Raw genomic sequence first — 18,302 nt, forward strand, 5'->3', positions numbered from 1 at the left:
AAATTCATCCCCGCTTCGCCATTATATTTCGATCACTCTTCCAGTTCATCCATATCTTCTACTGCCCGAAGCAGTGCTTCTACATTTTCCAGCTCAAACTGGAGCAGCATCTGTAGTCTTGTTACGTTCCTCATAACACTGTTCACCGATTCATTTACATTTATGAACGCATCGGTATTTCCAGATATCCTCGTAGCCTTCTGCAGCATCTCTCCTTCGGCGTTAAGAATCCTGGAAAGGGCGGTGTCCTTCATTGCTATGGATTCCATGATATCTGCCAGCGCTTGCTCCGTGTCGATTATGGGAATAGAAAATTGCGGCTCATAAGATTGCATAATAAAACCTCCGTGTTTAATATTGACATTCATTATAAGGTATGCAGCGTTAACATAAGATGATACAAGGTTTAGAAATTCTTTCTTAAGGTTAAAACGCCTGTCTGCTGCCGTCATAAACTACCTCAGTTTAAGCCTGTACCTTTTCAAACTCAGCACCGGCCTGAATTTGTCCTTATAGGCGCGGAGTCCTCCCGGTCCCAAGTCGCTCCCGGTATTCATGTATTCAATTTTCGGGTTAATCTTATTAAGCTCTTGGGCAAATTTCACTATCATAAATTCTGACAACCCGTCATAATTCTTCATAAACTTAGTCAGGCATCCCCACGACTGACCGGTAGGCAGTTCACCCCCCGAAACCATCCCGATGATCTTGCCCTTCTCCTCCACCACCAGGATGATGTGGTTGAGCTCATCGCTGTGTTTGACTATTTCGCGGAAGTAAACCTTATCAAAAATGGTGGTGTATTTTTTACCGGACGTATCGCTCCAGTGTTCCCCCAGCTGCATCACCTGATCAAAATCATCCTTGGTGTATTTTCTTATGGATGCATCGGGATAATAATTGCAAAACCTGTTCACCTTTTCCCTTACCCTTCTGAAATCCTTACCTTTCAGAGAGACAAGCATCGGAACCGAAAAATGCTTCTCCAATCCTACCATAGGCACTCTTATAAAGTGCTTTTCAAATTCCGGTGTTTTTTTCAGAAAATCCAGCTGCATACTGTTAATTAATCTCACAACGGATTCTGAAGCGTCGTAATCATCAATTTTGTAGCAGAACCCGAGGCATTTTTTCAACACCTCCACCACCTTATCCGGGCCGCCTTTTCCAAAAGGCAGGCACATCAGATAAAGCTTGTTTTTATTGGTATAAGCAAAAGTGACCAGCATTCCGTCTATCTCCTTCCAGAGGATTTTTTTCCTGCTGGACTGGCCTGACGCCCACAGATAGTCAAAATTGGATGACCATAGATTTGCCGGATATTCGGTGACTTTTATATATTCAGAATACATGTCTTTATCTTTCAGATGGATTTCATTAAAGATCCAGTTGCCTATCTGAATATTGCCTGATGAGATCTCAAACAAAGGAATGCGCCTCCTGTTGCAAATATATTTCTAAAGGTAAATCTTTTATTTTTACAGCAAAACACAGCATGTTCCATCAGAAGCAGCACCGGTTGATTTTTATGTCCCGGCCGGTCACCGATGGAACGGCAATGATCAAGCTTCCTTAGGCGTATAGACATATGCAAGGTTTAGCTTTACATTTCCTTTATACATCTTATTAGTTATAGTCCCATACTGTGCATAATATGTTTACATAATTTTATTCCGTTAACACGAAAAGAAAGATGTTATTCACATTATTTGTTGCACTTTGAAGTATAAGAGTTTGTGCCACATAAAACTGGCACATAAAAAAGAACCTGGCATCTTATCCGCCAGGTTTTACATAAATATCTTAATTATTTTTCTATCACTATTTTGTCCACCAAATCATCAAAAGAAGACAACATGGATGTTTTGACGAGCACCACGGTATTCCCATCCAGGCTGTCCTTAAGAACTCTATAGGCTTCACCGGAATCCTTGCAAAAATGCACATGGTCCTCTTTCATGCCTTTTCGCAAAGCACCTTTGCCCAGCTCTCCGGCCCCTTCACCGATCACAATCAGCCTGTCAATACCCATATCGGCAATTTTCTCGCCTATTTTTCGATGGTATTCGCTGCTGCTTTTTCCCAGGAGGGACATCTTTCCCAGAACAGCTATGGTCTTCCTGCCGTTGGAAAAGTCCTTAAGAAGCTTTAAAGCTGCTTCTGTAGAAGTTGGATTGGTAGACCAGGTGTCATCTATCACGGTGCTTCCATTTATGCCTTCTTTTATTTCAAAATGCTTCTCCACATTTTTATATGAAGCAAGCCTATCTCCGGCTTCCTGCACATCATATCCCACCGCATGGGCGGCTGCGATGGCTGCAATGGCGTTGTACACATTGAAGTCGGCATACAGGGGAATATAAATATTATACCTCCTGCCTTCGTGCTCCAGCGTGAATTCCGTACCATGCCCGACATGTCTTAAGTTGGAAGCTTTGAAATGGGACCTGTCGCTAAAGCCAAAATAAACCACATCGCCTTTATATTTGCTCAGATCGATTTTTTTGATATTTTCATCATCGGCATTTAATACGAGGGTGCCTTCATAGCCAAGACCTTCTATAAATTCCGCTTTTGCCTTTATATAGGCATCCAATGTTCCAAAGGCCTGAAGGTGATCCACTCCGATATTGGTAATGACTCCTACCTGGGGTTTGAAATACCGGCATGTATATAATAAATCTCCGGGATAAGCAACGCCCATTTCCATGACTACCATTTGCGTATTATCATTTATATCCAGAAGATATCCGAAATTGCGAAACGATGCGTTGTAGCTTTTATAAGTGGCATTAACTCTATATTTGCCCGAAAGGATATGTTTGATCATTTCTTTTGTGGTCGTTTTACCACATGTGCCGGTAACCCCTATAACCGGGATGTCAAAAAGGCTACGGTAAAACTCAACGAATTTCCAATAGGCATCGTCTATATTCGCCACTTTTACTACTGCGACATTTTTACCCAGGGATGAAAAGTTCTCCGGGACATCGGTTATTATGCCAAAAGTGCCGTTTTTTAAGCCTGTCAGGAAGCTTTCATCCTTATCTCGGTATAAGTCAAAAAGCAGATAGCCCTGTCTTATTTTTCTGATTCTGGTCACCACATCATTGACAACCAGGTCACCGGTTCCCTGTATTATTTTCCCTCCGGTTTTTTCCGCTATTACAGACAAAGGTAAACTCTTCATGGCATCATCACTCTTTCTAAAATAATCTGTTATTATATTATGTTAATGATGCCCTTTGTGTTAAATATCATCAGGTCCTACGCTTGAATTATAAGTATAGTAAGGCACAAAAGCCGACGTTCCGGTTATCCGGATTCCTTCTAATCCGAATCAATGGTCCTATTATGCTACCATCTCCAGGAATCTTTTCATGCAGATGGAGTACTGGATCTCCCGGGCAAGTTCCCTGTCCCTTGTGAAACCTACTTTTTCAAATGCTTTTATGGAGCGCACATTATCATATCTTATCTTGGCAATAACCTCATTGACCCTCCACTCAAAAAATGCGTGCTTCAGCCCTTCAATGATGGCATTAGGCCCTAAGCCCTTGCCCCATATCTCCTTTTCACCAATAACCACCACTATTTCCGCTCCTCTTTCCTTGGGAACAAGCCTTAAAAATCCAATGGACTCTTCCTGGTTTGTAGTTATCATAAAAAAACTTCCGTTCTGGTTGAACACATGGGTAAGAATAGGCATATTCAGCCGGTATATGACCTGTCGGATGCTTTTTCCAACGTTTTGCCTTTCATTCAGGTACTTCGTTACTTCCTCATCCTCCATCCAGTCAATAATTTTATATGCATCAGATTGGAACACTTCCTGACGCAGTTTTACACTACTGAGCTTCATAAGCAAAAATCCTCCCGGAATAATATGATAACGCCTTTATATCAAACAGCAAAAACAATCCTGGAAATTCCTTCATCATGAAATATGCTGATTCATTTTTCCAGTTAATTCTACTTTGCTGATGTGGTATTGCATGGAAAACAATTGCCGGAAGGCTTGCTTCACCTTAAGGGCGGTATATTGGGGCGTAAATATACCTGTGCTATTTTGGTGCTTCAGCAGGTGAATTTTGTGTAGCCAGGGAAAGTTAAAGAAGCCTTAACAGCAAAGTTTTCCAATTAGCAATGTTGTATCAACACAAATATAGAATTATCAGATTATATCTAATCTTTAATTTTAAGCTTTTTAAAAAAAATCAAAGAAATCCAAACTAAGGAAGAGCTCTTATTTTCTCTTCATAAAAAAAGCCTGAAAATGTGCGTAAATCGCCCATAATTAACAGGTTTTCTTTGCTCATGCCTATGATACCATCGGCACCCATTTAAATCAAATGCTGTAAGCTGATTTAAATGAGTTTAATTGAGTTTACGACGTGAAACCTGCAAAAAGGGGTGCTTTCCTCAATTTATCTATATGACTGGTTTTTTAGCTATGAAAGGATGAATTTTTGAGATCAAAGCTTAAAAAGCTTTTTCCGCGGCATGTTAATGTTGGTGACATATTATTAATTTTCATGGAAGGCAGACATCGAAACTATGAAAATCATCAGGGGAGATATTGCTCTTGGCATACTCCCCTGCATGTTTCAGTTTGAAATGATCAGTTCGTTTTTTCTTTGCTCAACAACCGTCAGCCGATTTTTTATATCGGTCTTGTTTTTCTCAAGACGGCTTATTATGCTTTGAATTTTGCCGGACAAACTCCTTAGCTGTTCCATATCGTCACGAATCCTGTTTCGGACGTTTAAATCGGTAAAAATATTGTCAAACCAGAAGTCGACCGCCCTTGTGGCCGAATCAATTTTTCCTATTTCCGGATCTATATACAAGCTTACGTCCGAAAGCTCCTTCTGCAAATCCTTCATCTGCGAATGCAGCCTGTGGAAATCCGCTTCGGCATCATCAATATGTCCATATTTGGCCATATGGCTGATTATGCCTCCTTTAAACCATACATCATATGTAGCCCAGCCTTCAGCACTATCCAGATGTTTCATCGCGCTGTTTATTGTACTTTTTACCCTGGCTGCGGCCTTAAGGGCTTCTTCCGTTTCCACCATCTGCTTCATCAGGGCTTCTCTTTCTTTTTCCAGCTGCTGATATTCAGCATAGATTTCGGCGTTGACATTGTTCTTTATGGCCTCCTCACGCTTTCTTATCTCATCCTCATAAGACCGCTTTTCCCGGCGCAGCTCCGAAATCCTCCTGGCCAAATCGTCCCGCTCGTTTTTCAGCTCACTGACTCTTTGGCAGGCTTTATCATATTCCACTTTTGCTTTCAGCACTTCCTGGGTTTCCTTGTTGAGCCTTCCTTCGTATATCCCTATCAGCTTCATTAGAGTTGCCGAAAGGGATTTCTTTTTCAACTCTTCCACATCCATGGATTCCGCTTCATATTTACGCAATAATGAACGAACTTCAGCTTCAGCATCATAAATGCGCCGGCCAATCTCCTCCAAACGCTTCTCCAATGTCGGCAGTGCTGCTACCCGGTATTTTATTTCCAACAACCTTTCGTTATCCATAATATCACTCCCTTCTAGATATTCCCTGGTAATTCATACGCTTATTGTATCATAAATAATTCTTATAAAAGAACTCCTGTAAAAGAAAAAGCCTTGAACTAATTGTCTCAAGGCTCTTAAAGGATAAATATAAAGAGGTTATTGCCCTTATCCCCGTTTACTCTTCAAAACTGTCTTCATCCAGACCGGCAAGGATTTTCTTAAGCTCTGCCACTTCACTTGCCGTAAGGGTGATTCCCTTACTCATCTTTTCATGGTTTTCATCCCATTCACGGATATCCAGCTTAGGTTTCCGGCCATTCCAACTGACCAGATTTACTTCCTTCTTCCATCCGTCCTTCCCTTCACTTATAACTCCGAAGCTTTTCACAATATCGAACTTGATGTCTGCCATAAAATCCTCCTGTATGCACCGGGATTGTCCCTAACTCTAATGATTAATATCATTCTATCAGAACGCACGTTCGAAGTCAATACATTTTTGTAATTTTTTAGCATAATTTCTTTTATTATGAATATAAATGTTTGTGCCTTGCCATCAGGCTCCAAATTCCCTTTCCTGCATTTTTGTGCTGGTAAGGGTTTTCCTTTAATATTGGTGATTCTATCAAACCAGACCTTTACAGGGCTATCTTTTTCTGAATAACGCCGTCAGCTTTTCGAAAAAACCAGTTTCTACAGCCGGGCTGTCCTGTACCGGGGATTTTTCTTCAGGTGCTGCGATTCCGGGAGTCCTCAGCAGGAATTGCACCGAATTGACAGAAGCCTTCCGGGGTGAAACAAAGGAAACCAAGTTTTTTTCCTTTGATGCTCCTCCGGATATTTCCTTTATGGTCTGTTCGGCTTCAGCCACCCCGTCCTTAATCCTATTTTGACCGTCAATCAGCTTTTGTATACCCTCCGGCACTGCCTTTGCCTCCTCATTTAAAGCCGACATGCCGGACTTTAAGGAAGACAGCCCTCCTATAAATTGCTTGTTCCCCTCCAGCAGGGAAGAATATCCCTTTGACAGCTCTTCTGCAGCTTCCGGAAGCCGGCTTATGCCGCTGTCGAAATCTCCGTAATTGTCGGCAATCTCCGAGACTCCGGATGTATATTGATCAAGTCCGCTGTTTAATGTGCTTATGGCATTATAAAGCTGTTCGATTCCTTCTATCTGCTCCAGCATGGATAAAGCCATACTTCCCATCCGCGCTGCAGCTTCATCGGAGCTGTCTGCAAATTGAGCCACCCATTTCAGCTGTTCCTTTTCCTCCCGGGTTGGAAGCTTTGCCTTCAGGGTCTCCTCAATTTGCCTGTATCCGTCGGTCAAAGCTTTGCCTTTTGGAGCTATCTGAGAAAGGCCGCTTTTGATTTCCTTGGAGCCTCCTGCCAGGGAAGCCAGGGACGAGCTAAATTCCCCCAGCCCGTTTTTATAATCCTCCATCCCATTTATAATAGCCGAACCGTTATGAGACAGGCGTTCATGCCCGTCCAACATCTCTCCGATCCCGCCTGCAAGCTTTTCCATTCCGTCTTTTAGTTTCGAAGTTCCGCTTATCATCTCGCCCATGCCGTCGCTCAAGGAGGCAAAGCCTTTTGAAATATCTCCGGTATCTATAACGGAGGAATAGTCCGCTGCCAAAATCCCGATGTTTATGCCGTCCATTTCAAAGCATTCCGTCTCCAGGGTGATGCTATATGTTCCGGATGTTCCCGGCAAAACGGTATATGTAAGAGTCTCCGTACTGCCGGTAACAACTCGGGTAGCTCCATCGGCATTAATGACGGTGCTGCTGCTGAGATTGACAGGCACCTGCATCTGTATGGCATAATTATCCCTGAAATAAGCTTCAGACTTCTCATCCGGCGATACGGTGATGATAATACCGACCTTTCCTTTTTTTCCTGCCAGATCCTCTGCTGAAATCTCCGATCCATCCAGCGTATAACGGATATCAAAATCCCATGGCAGCTCCTTGGTCTTGAGAACACCTTTATAATAAAAGCCTCCCGAAGACTTTTTGAGATTCCATTGAATAGCATCTCCTGAAATCTCAGGCTTCTCTCCATCAGTAAGGTTCTCTATTTCGGCATAATCGCCAAAATCCGTATACACTCCACCTTTTAGCACATTAAAACGATTGACCACATAAAGGGAGTCCACCGTTCCGTCATGGTTTAAAATTCCATAAACCGTTTCGTCCTTTAAAGCTTCTGCCTTTTCAACCGGCTCACCGGAGCTTTCCTTCTGGGCTGCAAAGGATCCGGATGTATTAGAGCCCGGAACCGTAAGGACGCACATTATGGAAAAAGCAGTAATGACTGCTGCCAGCAATAATGGGCGCAAACATATTCTTTTCATGACCATTTTCCTTTCTCTCCCGCTAATTTTGCTCAACTTAGTTATTTTGATATTATATAGAAAGCATATGCCGGAAGGCTTGCTTCACCCGAAGTGGCGCACATTGGCCTGAATCAACCCGCCATGTTCTTGCAGCCTGAACAGGTTGATTCAAGCGCCGCCTGGGGAAGTTGAAGGAGCCATAAAGCCATCGCTTTCCAATGAAGCAATTTGCTATTAACATATTTTCAGGCAATATGTTACTGACAATTTTTTATATGTGATTGTTATATTCTCCTGCAGTAGAATTTGTAAAATATCTGCCGCTTCCGGTAGTCTTCCTTATAAGCCTGTCAAAAACCACCAGAAGCTGAGGTATGACCAAAAAAGCCATGGCTCCGCTCAATGCCGCTCCCCTACCCACAAGCAGCCCCAGTTCCGCAACGCCTTTGATGGATGATACTATGCTCATTCCCATCCCTGCCACAAATAAAATGAGGGCTGAAGTTATTACCGACCATCCGGAATCACACAGGGCCTTAACAGCAGCTTCCCTTTTCCCCATGCTTCTCCTGTTGTCGACATACCGATTGGTAAGGAGTATGGCATAGTCAATGGTTGCCCCCAACTGGATCGCGCTCACAATCATGTAGCCGATAAAAGAAAGGGATGAATCCATAAAATAAGGTATCGCCATATTTAACCATATGGCCGCCTCAATTGCCATAACCAGAAGCACCGGCAGGGACAGGGAACGGAAGGTGAATAGTATAATCAATGCGACGGCTGCTATGGAAATCCAGTTTACCACAGCGAAATCCCTGTCCACAACCCTCTTGATATCCGAAACGCTGGTGGATGAACCTAGAAGATAATAGTCCTCCCCATAGTATTTGGCGACGGTATCCTGGATGTCCTCCACCGCTTCAAAGGTTATTTCGCTTTCCACCGGGATGTTCAAAGTCAAAATCATCCTGCTGTAGTTTTCCGACGTGAAGTTCTCCAGCACTTCCGTAGGCAACATCTCCTGCGGTATCGAAGGATCGGCCAGAGTTACCAAACCCTGCACACCGGATATGTACCCTTTGCCCGCAAATTCTTCGGAAAGCGCCGTTTCATTGGCGATGCTGCCCTTTGGCACAAGCAATACCACCGGATTGTTGATTCCGAACTTCTCTTCTATCTTTTTCGCCTGACGTCCGGCATTAGTATCCTCACCCGAAGTTAATGCCGTCTCCCCGTAAAGGAATTTATTGGACTTCTGGGCAAGATAGGCCGGAACAAGCAGCAGGCAAACGATTATAAGGAAAACAACCCTTGCCTTGATTATACCTTTGCCCAACTTCTTATGGGAAAACAAAAATGATGAATGGCGCATGCGTTCTATCAGTTTATATGCGCACAGGGTTATACTGGGAAGGAGAAACAGCACGCTTATCAAGCTCAGCAAAATTCCCTTTCCCAGAACAAGGCCCATATCCAGCCCAATCCTGTATCGCATGAACATCAGAGCCGCAAAACCCGCCAATGTGGTAAGGCTGCTGGCCAACAGGGAGGAAAAGGAGCTCACGATGGCCGATACCATAGCTTCATTGGCATCCATGCCCTTTTGCCGTTCTTCAATGAACCTGTGCAGCAAAAACAGAGAATAGTCCATGGATAGGGCAAACTGCAGAATAGCGGCGCTGGATTGGGTGATAAAGGATATATCTCCAATCATGATATTTGTGCCCATATTGATAAGGACCGATATGCCTATGACCAATAGATATATGACCGGTTCAAACCAGGATTGGGAGGTGAGCAGCAGTATTATGATAAAGATGGGCACTACCAGCGCTGTAACGGTTAATACCTCTTTAAAGGTGCTTTCACGCATAACCTTGGTATTTACAGCGGTTCCCGCCATGGCTCCCCTGTCGCCTACTATCTCCTTTATTCTATCCAAGGCACTTCCGGTTTTGAGGCTGTAATCGTCCTCACAAAACTCTATTTGAAAAAGTGCCGCCTTATCCTTGTAATAGTTTTCTACGGTCTTTTTATCAAAAAACTCCACGGGCTGGTGCAGATCTACCACGTCATCCAGCCATACGACGCTTTTTACCCCATCAACGCTTTCGATTTCCCTTTTAAGCTTTTGGGCTTCAGGAATAGTCACATTCTCTACCATAACCTGGGCGGTGCCGGCCAGGGTAAATTCCTCCTTCATGACATCCATAGCCTTCTTGGTGCTCATATCCTCCGGCAGATAGGTGCTAAGGCTGTAATTTACTTTGACCAACGGAATGCAAAGAAGGCTCGCAAGAGCTAATAAAGCAAAAACAACTATGATTCCCTTTCTTTTTTCAACTATAAACCGGGCAAAACTTTTCATCGTTTCAATCCTTTCAAATCTGACATCTGCATTATTGAACATAAATTAACATGTGTTCATTATTGAATTTAAAACAAAAGCTATTACGAACACATCCATAATAGCTACAGTCTATGATAGAGATCCTTTGCAAAGACAGTTATCATTTGCTTGGTCAAAGCTTCAACTCTTACATAGTCATCACCACACTCCTTCATTATTAAATATATGCTTTCCACCACAGCGTTAGAAATTATATTAAATATGAATGTATCCTTTACCTCTCTGTTGTCCGCCTTGAAAAAAGGTGCCATTTCGTCCTCAAGCCGTTTTGAGATCAGGCTTACAAGCCTTTCCTTGACATTTTCATATTTTGAGCCCTTGCTGTTATTAAGAAGTATGAAAAGCTCAGCATTAAACCTCTTATATATATACATGATGGAATTGATAATTTCCGTTATGGGAAAAAAATCCTCGGTATACTCATAATTATCGAATATGATCCTCGTAACATCCTTCCATACCGGATCCATTATATAGTTAAACAAGTCATCCTTGCTTTGAAAATATCTGTATATATTGCCTGCGGTAATTCCCGCATTTTTTGCAATCGTCCTCATGGATGCCTCAAGATAGCTTTTACTCTTAAACTCCATCAAAGCAGATCTGACTATAGCTTCTTTTACATCATCCTTCAAATACTGCATTAGTAAACTCCTGTTCATTATTTATCATAGATTATACAGGTATAAATTTCAAATGTCAACAACAATCTGGAAAAGCAAGGAATATAACCGTACAGCTCTGATCCCGCAAGATCCATTTAAGCACCCTTAAAAGGTCCCTCCAAAAGCGAACTGCCCTTTAGGAGATACGAAATTTCCCACTTTTACCCGTCGGTTTTTACCAACCCATCGGTCCTTACATCCAGTCTTAAGGCTGCCTTAGCGCATGGAAAGCCCGGTATAAAACCGATAATTGTCCTTGTCCTGTCATGTATAGTAATTTAGACTCATTTTGATCATGTACTAAAATAAATGCTTGATTTTCTATATATTGTGAAATATAATTAGTAATGCACAAGATATAGTGGTAAAATTATCTAACAACAGTATCATTATACATCAATGTTTCAGCAATTGCCATAGGTGCTGAGGGAATTGGCATCCTAAGTCTGCTTTGTTATTGTGGTATTTATGTGAAAACAATCGCTGGAAGGCTTGCTTCATCCGAAAGATATTAAATCGGCTTAAAATTCACCTGCCATGCTCTTGGTGCTCAGCAGGTTGATTTAAGTATCGCAAGGTGAAGTTAGAAAAGCCGTGAAGCCATTGTTTCCAATTAAGCAATGTGGTACTGACGGATAATTCCCAGAAATGACTTTTAGAAGCGGTATTGTAAAGCAACATAAGATAAATGTAATTGGATACTAACGAAATGAATAGAACCGGGGAGGTATTTTAATGATTACAATGATTAAAAAACGCGACGGAAGAGAAGTACCCTTCAATATTGAGAAGATAGCCAATGCCATATTTAAGGCCGCTACTGCCACCGGAGGCAAAGACTATAACACAGCCCTTAAATTGGCCGAAAAAACAGTAGAGTACATAGAAAAGAATTTGGACAAAAAAATACCCACCGTTGAAGATATTCAGGATGCAGTGGAAAAAATCCTCATAGAATCCGGCCATGCCCGGACTGCAAAGGAATACATCCTTTACAGGGCGGAAAGAACCCGCGTCAGGGAAATGAACACCCGCCTTATGAAGGTATATGAGGATCTGACTTTTAAAGAAGCAAAAGATAACGATACCAAACGTGAAAACGCCAACATAGACGGCGACACGGCCATGGGTACCATGCTCAAATATGGCTCCGAAGGGGCAAAGCAGTTTTATGAGATGTTCATTCTAAAGCCCGAGCATGCAGCCGCACACAAAAATGGTGACATTCACATCCACGACCTGGATTTTCTCACCCTCACCACCACCTGCTGCCAGATCGACATAATTAAGCTATTCAAAAACGGCTTCAGCACCGGGCACGGACACCTGAGAGAACCCAATGATGTTCAAAGCTATTCGGCACTTGCCTGCATAGCCATTCAATCCAACCAGAATGACCAGCACGGCGGCCAGAGCATACCCAATTTTGACTATGGAATAGCTCCCGGCGTTGCCAAAACCTATTCCAAGCTTTACAGGCAGAACCTTTCAAAAGCTCTGGAATTGATGACCGGAAATGACGATATGTCCGACCTGGTAAACGATGTATCCAAAAAGATTGCTGACATGCATGGAATGCGCCCGACCCTGTCGCCCAGTGAGGAATATGCAAATTTAGAGCGGGAATATCTGATGGAAGCCATAAGGGATGAGGATATCATACGCAAAGCTCAGACTTTCGCAGTACAAAAGGCCCATATTGAAACCGACAGGAGCACATACCAAGCGATGGAAGCCTTTGTTCACAACCTGAATACCATGCACAGCAGAGCAGGAGCCCAGGTGCCTTTCAGTTCCATCAACTACGGTACAGATACCTCTCCGGAGGGCAGAATGGTAATTAAAAATATATTGCTGGCAACAGAAGCGGGTCTTGGCAATGGAGAAACTCCGATTTTTCCGGTGCACATATTCAAGGTAAAGGAAGGTATAAATTATAACCCCGGAGATCCCAACTATGACATGTTCAAGCTTGCTTGCAGGGTCAGCGCCAAAAGGCTGTTCCCCAACTTCTCCTTCCTGGATGCGCCCTTCAACCTGAAATACTACAAGCCGGGACATCCTGAAACCGAAATAGCTTACATGGGCTGCAGAACCAGGGTGATAGGAAATGTGTACGATCCTTCCCGCGAAATAATATATGGAAGAGGAAACTTGAGCTTTACCTCCATAAACTTGCCGAGGATTGCCTTAAGAAGCAACAAGAATATAAATATTTTCTTTGAGGAACTGGATAAAAAAATAGATCTGGTGATCGATCAGCTTCTGGAAAGGTACGAAATACAAGCCCGTAAAAAGGTGAAAAACTTCCCCTTCCTCATGGGACAGGGCGTATGGATAGACTCGGAAAAACTGGGATGGGAGGATGAGGTAAGAGAGGTACTAAAGCACGGAACCCTCACCACCGGCTTTATCGGCCTGGCTGAATGCCTGAAGGCACTGACAGGCAAGCATCACGGCGAATCCGAGGAGTCCCAGAACCTTGGCCTTGAGATAGTGGGATATATGCGAAAGCGAATGGACGAAGCCAGCAAAAAATACAACATGAACTTCACACTGATTGCTACCCCCGCCGAAGGGCTTTCCGGCAGATTTGTGAGAATGGACCGCAAAATGTTCGGATCAATTGAAGGTGTCACCGACAGGGATTATTACACCAACGGCTTCCATGTGCCGGTATATTATGAGACCAGCGCCTTTGACAAGATAAGGATTGAAGCTCCCTATCATGAGCTGACCAACGCCGGACACATCACCTATGTGGAGGTGGACGGAGACCCGACTCAAAACCTGCAGGCTTTTGAGAAAATCATCAGAGCCATGAAGGAAGCAGGCATAGGCTATGGCTCCATAAACCACCCCGTAGACCGGGACCCTGTATGCGGCTTCACCGGAATAATAGGCAATACATGTCCATCCTGCGGCAGGGAGGAAGGAGACATCCCCTTTGAGAGGATAAGACGCATTACCGGCTATCTGGTGGGTACCCTAGACAGGTTTAATGACGCAAAAAGAGCTGAGGAGCATGACAGGGTCAAGCATATGGCTATTGCAAAATAAGCCGGCAAAACTCAAGCCATATCCCGCAAAATCTTCCGGGATATGGCTGTCCGGCAGATAGTCCGGAGCACATGCCATATAAATTCGGTTATGAAATATCTAATTGAATTGATGATTGCTGCAATTCACTTAAAGGTGAATAATCTCATAATCCGTGTTCCATAGCGCAATTTTCTTGAATTGGCTATACAGCTGCATAGATTCAGCATTTTCATCTTGGCAGCGCGATATTAACAGATATTTCAATTCATAAATTACATAATTAGTCACAAATAAAAAGGTTAACCAGGCGGATTTCATGCGATATACTTTGACTACCCTGCTCTTTCCGCCTGCCATACCCGTATAAGGTGGAATTTTTGTGGATACTCAAATCAGAATCGCAGGAATAATCAAAGAATCAATAGTGGACGGTCCGGGAATACGCATGGTGGTCTTTGCTCAAGGATGCAAACACAACTGTCCGGGCTGTCATAATCCCCAGACCCATTCCTTTGAAGGCGGTACCCTTGTGCCAATCGATCACATCCTGGAAATAGCAAGAAAAAACCCTCTGCTGGATGGCATAACCTTAAGCGGGGGCGAGCCTTTTGAGCAGGCGGAGGCCTTAGCTGTCCTTGCCCGGGAGGCAAAAAAGCTCCATCTGGATGTGATGACCTATACCGGTTATACCTACGAGTATCTCGTGGCAAAGGCATCAGACCATAAAGGCTGGAAAGACTTGCTGGATGAAAGCGACATACTGGTTGACGGCAGGTTTGAACTGGATAAAAGAAACCTGCTTTTAAAATTCAGAGGCTCGGAAAATCAGAGGATTATAGATTTGAAAAAAACCAGAGAAAGCGGCAAGGTTGTTGAAGTCAGTTGGAAATGAAGTTTTTATATCAGCATACATATCACAATCATTCCTGCTGCAGGTATCCCCGACAGCAGGAATGATTTTTTTATGTTAATGCATTCACGAAACCACTTTTTTAAGTGTCTCCCCTATCCTGTCTTTGATGAGAATATCCGCCTGACTGTCATATGGGGTGGGAGACTTATTTATCAGAACCAGATGCTTTCCTCTAAAATACTGCACCAATCCGGCTGCCGGATAAACCGTGAGGGACGTACCTCCCACTATCAGCACTTCAGCCTTGGTAATATATTCTGCCGATTTTTCCAAAACATAGGAATTTAGAGATTCTTCATACAGAACTACATCGGGCTTGATTATTCCGTTGCACCCGGTGCACCGGGGAATTCCTTTGCTGCTGACGACAGCCTCTACCGGATAGAACTTTCCACAGGACATGCAGTAATTTCTATGGACAGAACCGTGCAGCTCCAATACCTCTTTGCTGCCTGCCATCTGATGAAGGCCATCTATGTTCTGTGTGATCACAGCCTTCAGCTTCCCCCTTTGCTCCAGCTTTGCCAAGGCAATATGGGCATCATTGGGCTTTGCATCCAGATAAATCATCTTGCTCCTGTAAAAGTCGTAAAACTCCCCGGTATGGCTTACAAAAAAACTGTGGGACAATATCTCCTCCGGGCGATACCGGCTTTTGGTCTTTTCATTATAAAGCCCATCGGCACTCCTGAAATCGGGAATATTGCTTTCGGTAGATACCCCTGCTCCTCCGAAGAACACTATATTGTCCGAACTATCTATTACTTGCTTTAGCTTATCCAAACTCATGAACTCATCACCTCGTCATTTTTTATTATACTACTTCATGACAAGGAAATGCTCATGCATTCTATTTTTTTACAAAAAATTTCCCAAAAAATAATCTCCCCCTTGCATAAGGGGGAGATTTCCAAACTCATTGTATTATCTTGCAACAGCGCCCATTGCAATATCTTACGACAGCCGGTTTTTGAAATCCTCATAGCCGAACCTTCTTATAACCTTAATCCCTTCCTTTTCGCTGTTAAGAACTATTGAAGGCAGATTAACGCCATTGAAGGTGTTATTCTTAACCATGGTGTAATGAGCCATATCGCAGAATACCAGCCTATCTCCGGGCTTCAAAGGCTCCTTGAAGGAGTAGTCGCCGATCACGTCCCCGGCAAGGCATGTAAGCCCTCCGAGCCTGTAAGTGTACGGGTATTCGCCTGGCTGACCTGCATCAATAATATTGGGTCTGTACGGCATTTCCAGGACGTCGGGCATGTGGCATGCCGCTGAAGTATCCAGAATGGCAATTTTCATTCCGTTCTCCATTATATCAAGAACCTTTGCCACGAGGAATCCGGTGTTCAATGCCACTGCTTCCCCTGGCTCCAGATAAACATCCACCCCGTACTTATCCCTGAAGTACATGATGCAGCGGACAAGGGTTTCGATATCATAACCCGGACGGGTGATATGATGCCCACCGCCGAAATTGATCCATTTCATGTTCTTAATATATTTTCCGAACTTCTCATCCACTACTTTTATAGTACGCTCGAGGGTATCCGATCCCTGTTCGCACATCGTATGAAAATGCAGCCCGTCGATGCCGTCCAGCTCATCAGGCCGGAAATTTGCCAAAGTGACTCCCAGCCTGGAATTTTCATAACAGGGATTATATATGGGAGTTTCAATTTCCGAATACTCAGGATTTATCCGGATTCCGCATTCAATTTTCTTTTGTTTGTAATTCTTCACCCTGTCCTTATACTTGTTCCATTGGTTGAAGGAATTAAAAACAATATGGTCGCAGTATCTCAGGATTTCATCAAATTCCTCCTCGATATAGGCCGGTGAAAAGATATGGACTTCCTTTCCCATCTCCTCATAACCGAGCCTTGCCTCAAACAGCGAGCTGGCAGTTATACCTTTCAGGTATTTACCTATCAGCGGAAATACGGAGAACATGGAAAATCCCTTTTCTGCAAGCAGAATCTTGCATCCCGTGCGTTCCTGCACGGAATTCAATATCTCCAGATTTTTCCTAAGCAATTCTTCATCGACTATATAGCAAGGTGTTGGTAAGCTTTTAAAATCTATCTTCATATCATACCTCAATCCAACAGAGCCGGTGAAAAATCTTCATGCCATGGAAGTCCGTACTTGTTCAGCGCTTCCATGAATGGATCCGGATCAAACTCTTCGACATTGTAAACTCCGGGCTTCTTCCAGATACCTTTTAGCATCATCATGGCACCTATCATGGCCGGAACTCCCGTAGTGTAGGAAATTGCCTGGGATCCTACTTCCCTGTAGCATTCTTCATGATCACATACATTGTAAACATAATAAGTCCTCGGCTTTCCGTCCTTTACTCCCTGTATGATGCAGCCTATATTCGTCTTTCCCTTTGTCCTGGCTCCCAAGGTAGCCGGGTCCGGAAGCACGGCCTTCAGGAACTGCAAGGGTATTATCTCATGCCCTTCATAATTTATCGGCTCAATAGAAGTCATTCCGACATTCTGGAGCACTTTCAGATGGGTGAGATAATTGTCCGAAAACGTCATCCAGAACCTTATTCTTTTCAATCCTTTAATATTCTTAGCCAGCGATTCCAGCTCCTCATGATACATCAGGTAAATGTTCTTCGGGCCTATCTGAGGAAGATCGTAAACTTTTTTCACAGAAAGAGGATCTGTCTCTACCCATTCCCCATTCTCATAGTACCTTCCCTTTGCCGTCACTTCACGGATGTTTATTTCAGGGTTGAAATTCGTTGCAAAGGGATAACCATGATCTCCGGCATTGGCATCGACAATATCAATGGTATGGATTTCATCGAAATAGTGCTTTTGAGCATATGCTACAAAAACTCCGGTAACTCCCGGGTCAAATCCGCATCCGAGCAATGCCATTATGCCAGCCTTTTCATATTTTTCCTTGTATGCCCACTGCCACTTGTATTCAAACTTAGCCGTATCCGGTGGCTCATAATTGGCAGTATCAAGGTAATCAACCCCGGTGGCAAGGCATGCGTCCATTATGGACAAGTCCTGATAAGGAAGGGCGACATTAATCACAATATCCGGCTTAAAATCATTAATGAGTTTGATAACCTCATCAGTTTTATCAGCATCCACCTGGGCGGTACGGATTTTAGTGCTGGTTTTTCCGGTCAATTTATCTTTTAAAGCATCGCACTTCGATAAAGTCCTGCTGGCTATGCAGATTTCTTCAAAAACATCTGGGTTCTGGCAGCATTTATGAACAACAACACTTGCAACGCCGCCAGCACCAATAATCAAAGCTTTTCCCATATCAATACCCCCAATTCCTTCGTAAATTATTGATAATTCAATAAGGATGATTATACAAAAATTACCCCAAATAATCAAGAAAATCGGTAAAT

At 43.3% G+C, this 18,302-nt stretch carries 14 protein-coding genes; 2 read left to right on the forward strand and 12 right to left on the reverse strand.

The window, feature by feature from the left end; translation table 11 throughout:
* Positions 1–32 precede the first annotated feature (32 nt).
* The 9 genes from CDO33_RS16775 to CDO33_RS16815 all read right to left on the reverse strand — a co-directional run bounded on the left by CDO33_RS16775 (position 33) and on the right by CDO33_RS16815 (position 10,929).
* Entirely contained in the window at positions 33–335 is a 303-nt protein-coding gene (locus CDO33_RS16775; protein WP_133158663.1) for an alpha-helical endospore appendage domain-containing protein, read from the reverse strand.
* Between the two features lie 120 nt (positions 336–455).
* Positions 456–1,427 carry a phosphatidylglycerol lysyltransferase domain-containing protein gene (locus tag CDO33_RS16780; protein WP_103079791.1) on the reverse strand — a complete coding sequence of 324 codons (972 nt, stop codon included), beginning with the start codon at positions 1,425–1,427 and terminating at the stop codon, positions 456–458.
* A 380-nt stretch (positions 1,428–1,807) separates the two neighbouring features.
* The gene (locus CDO33_RS16785) at positions 1,808–3,190 is read right to left on the reverse strand and encodes a UDP-N-acetylmuramoyl-tripeptide--D-alanyl-D-alanine ligase (protein ID WP_103079792.1); all 1,383 of its coding nucleotides are present in this window, start codon (positions 3,188–3,190) and stop codon (positions 1,808–1,810) included.
* 162 nt (positions 3,191–3,352) lie between these two features.
* Positions 3,353–3,862, reverse strand: a complete 510-nt coding sequence (locus CDO33_RS16790) for a GNAT family N-acetyltransferase (RefSeq protein WP_103079793.1) — start codon at positions 3,860–3,862, stop codon at positions 3,353–3,355.
* A gap of 745 nt (positions 3,863–4,607) precedes the next feature.
* The gene (locus CDO33_RS16795) at positions 4,608–5,546 is read right to left on the reverse strand and encodes a hypothetical protein (protein ID WP_103079794.1); all 939 of its coding nucleotides are present in this window, start codon (positions 5,544–5,546) and stop codon (positions 4,608–4,610) included.
* Positions 5,547–5,703: 157 nt separating this feature from the next.
* The gene (locus CDO33_RS16800) at positions 5,704–5,940 is read right to left on the reverse strand and encodes a YdbC family protein (protein ID WP_103079795.1); all 237 of its coding nucleotides are present in this window, start codon (positions 5,938–5,940) and stop codon (positions 5,704–5,706) included.
* 234 nt (positions 5,941–6,174) lie between these two features.
* Entirely contained in the window at positions 6,175–7,890 is a 1,716-nt protein-coding gene (locus tag CDO33_RS16805; protein ID WP_133158664.1) for a YhgE/Pip domain-containing protein, read from the reverse strand.
* A gap of 253 nt (positions 7,891–8,143) precedes the next feature.
* A complete protein-coding gene (locus CDO33_RS16810; protein WP_161496400.1) occupies positions 8,144–10,243 on the reverse strand; it encodes an efflux RND transporter permease subunit in 2,100 nt (699 codons plus the stop codon).
* A 104-nt stretch (positions 10,244–10,347) separates the two neighbouring features.
* The gene (locus CDO33_RS16815; RefSeq protein WP_161496401.1) at positions 10,348–10,929 is read right to left on the reverse strand and encodes a TetR/AcrR family transcriptional regulator; all 582 of its coding nucleotides are present in this window, start codon (positions 10,927–10,929) and stop codon (positions 10,348–10,350) included.
* 756 nt (positions 10,930–11,685) lie between these two features.
* On the opposite strand from CDO33_RS16815, the gene CDO33_RS16820 reads away from it, so the two are divergent.
* Positions 11,686–14,010: an anaerobic ribonucleoside triphosphate reductase gene (locus CDO33_RS16820; RefSeq protein ID WP_103079799.1), complete on the forward strand. Its 2,325-nt coding sequence runs from the start codon at positions 11,686–11,688 to the stop codon at positions 14,008–14,010.
* 361 nt (positions 14,011–14,371) lie between these two features.
* Entirely contained in the window at positions 14,372–14,884 is a 513-nt protein-coding gene (gene nrdG / locus CDO33_RS16825; protein ID WP_103079800.1) for an anaerobic ribonucleoside-triphosphate reductase activating protein, read from the forward strand.
* Between the two features lie 84 nt (positions 14,885–14,968).
* Here the strand turns inward: nrdG and CDO33_RS16830 are convergent, their stop codons facing one another.
* The 3 genes from CDO33_RS16830 to CDO33_RS16840 all read right to left on the reverse strand — a co-directional run bounded on the left by CDO33_RS16830 (position 14,969) and on the right by CDO33_RS16840 (position 18,210).
* Positions 14,969–15,694 carry an NAD-dependent protein deacylase gene (locus tag CDO33_RS16830; RefSeq protein ID WP_103079801.1) on the reverse strand — a complete coding sequence of 242 codons (726 nt, stop codon included), beginning with the start codon at positions 15,692–15,694 and terminating at the stop codon, positions 14,969–14,971.
* 165 nt (positions 15,695–15,859) lie between these two features.
* Positions 15,860–16,999: a carboxynorspermidine decarboxylase gene (gene nspC / locus CDO33_RS16835; RefSeq protein ID WP_192874987.1), complete on the reverse strand. Its 1,140-nt coding sequence runs from the start codon at positions 16,997–16,999 to the stop codon at positions 15,860–15,862.
* A gap of 8 nt (positions 17,000–17,007) precedes the next feature.
* Positions 17,008–18,210: a saccharopine dehydrogenase family protein gene (locus CDO33_RS16840; protein ID WP_103079802.1), complete on the reverse strand. Its 1,203-nt coding sequence runs from the start codon at positions 18,208–18,210 to the stop codon at positions 17,008–17,010.
* Between the last annotated feature and the right edge of the window lie 92 nt (positions 18,211–18,302).

This window comes from Clostridium thermosuccinogenes (assembly GCF_002896855.1).
GTDB lineage: Bacteria > Bacillota > Clostridia > Acetivibrionales > DSM-5807 > Pseudoclostridium > Pseudoclostridium thermosuccinogenes.

Bases quoted from the DNA above. Each gene is read 5' to 3' on its own strand.
- CDO33_RS16785 (WP_103079792.1), bottom strand. From the start codon at position 3,190: ATGAAGAGTTTACCTTTGTCTGTAATAGCGGAAAAAACCGGAGGGAAA.
- CDO33_RS16800 (WP_103079795.1), bottom strand. From the start codon at position 5,940: ATGGCAGACATCAAGTTCGATATTGTGAAAAGCTTCGGAGTTATAAGT.
- CDO33_RS16810 (WP_161496400.1), bottom strand. From the start codon at position 10,243: ATGAAAAGTTTTGCCCGGTTTATAGTTGAAAAAAGAAAGGGAATCATA.
- CDO33_RS16805 (WP_133158664.1), bottom strand. From the start codon at position 7,890: ATGAAAAGAATATGTTTGCGCCCATTATTGCTGGCAGCAGTCATTACT.
- CDO33_RS16815 (WP_161496401.1), bottom strand. From the start codon at position 10,929: ATGCAGTATTTGAAGGATGATGTAAAAGAAGCTATAGTCAGATCTGCT.
- CDO33_RS16790 (WP_103079793.1), bottom strand. From the start codon at position 3,862: ATGAAGCTCAGTAGTGTAAAACTGCGTCAGGAAGTGTTCCAATCTGAT.
- CDO33_RS16820 (WP_103079799.1), top strand. From the start codon at position 11,686: ATGATTACAATGATTAAAAAACGCGACGGAAGAGAAGTACCCTTCAAT.
- CDO33_RS16830 (WP_103079801.1), bottom strand. From the start codon at position 15,694: ATGAGTTTGGATAAGCTAAAGCAAGTAATAGATAGTTCGGACAATATA.
- CDO33_RS16795 (WP_103079794.1), bottom strand. From the start codon at position 5,546: ATGGATAACGAAAGGTTGTTGGAAATAAAATACCGGGTAGCAGCACTG.
- CDO33_RS16775 (WP_133158663.1), bottom strand. From the start codon at position 335: ATGCAATCTTATGAGCCGCAATTTTCTATTCCCATAATCGACACGGAG.
- CDO33_RS16840 (WP_103079802.1), bottom strand. From the start codon at position 18,210: ATGGGAAAAGCTTTGATTATTGGTGCTGGCGGCGTTGCAAGTGTTGTT.
- nspC (WP_192874987.1), bottom strand. From the start codon at position 16,999: ATGAAGATAGATTTTAAAAGCTTACCAACACCTTGCTATATAGTCGAT.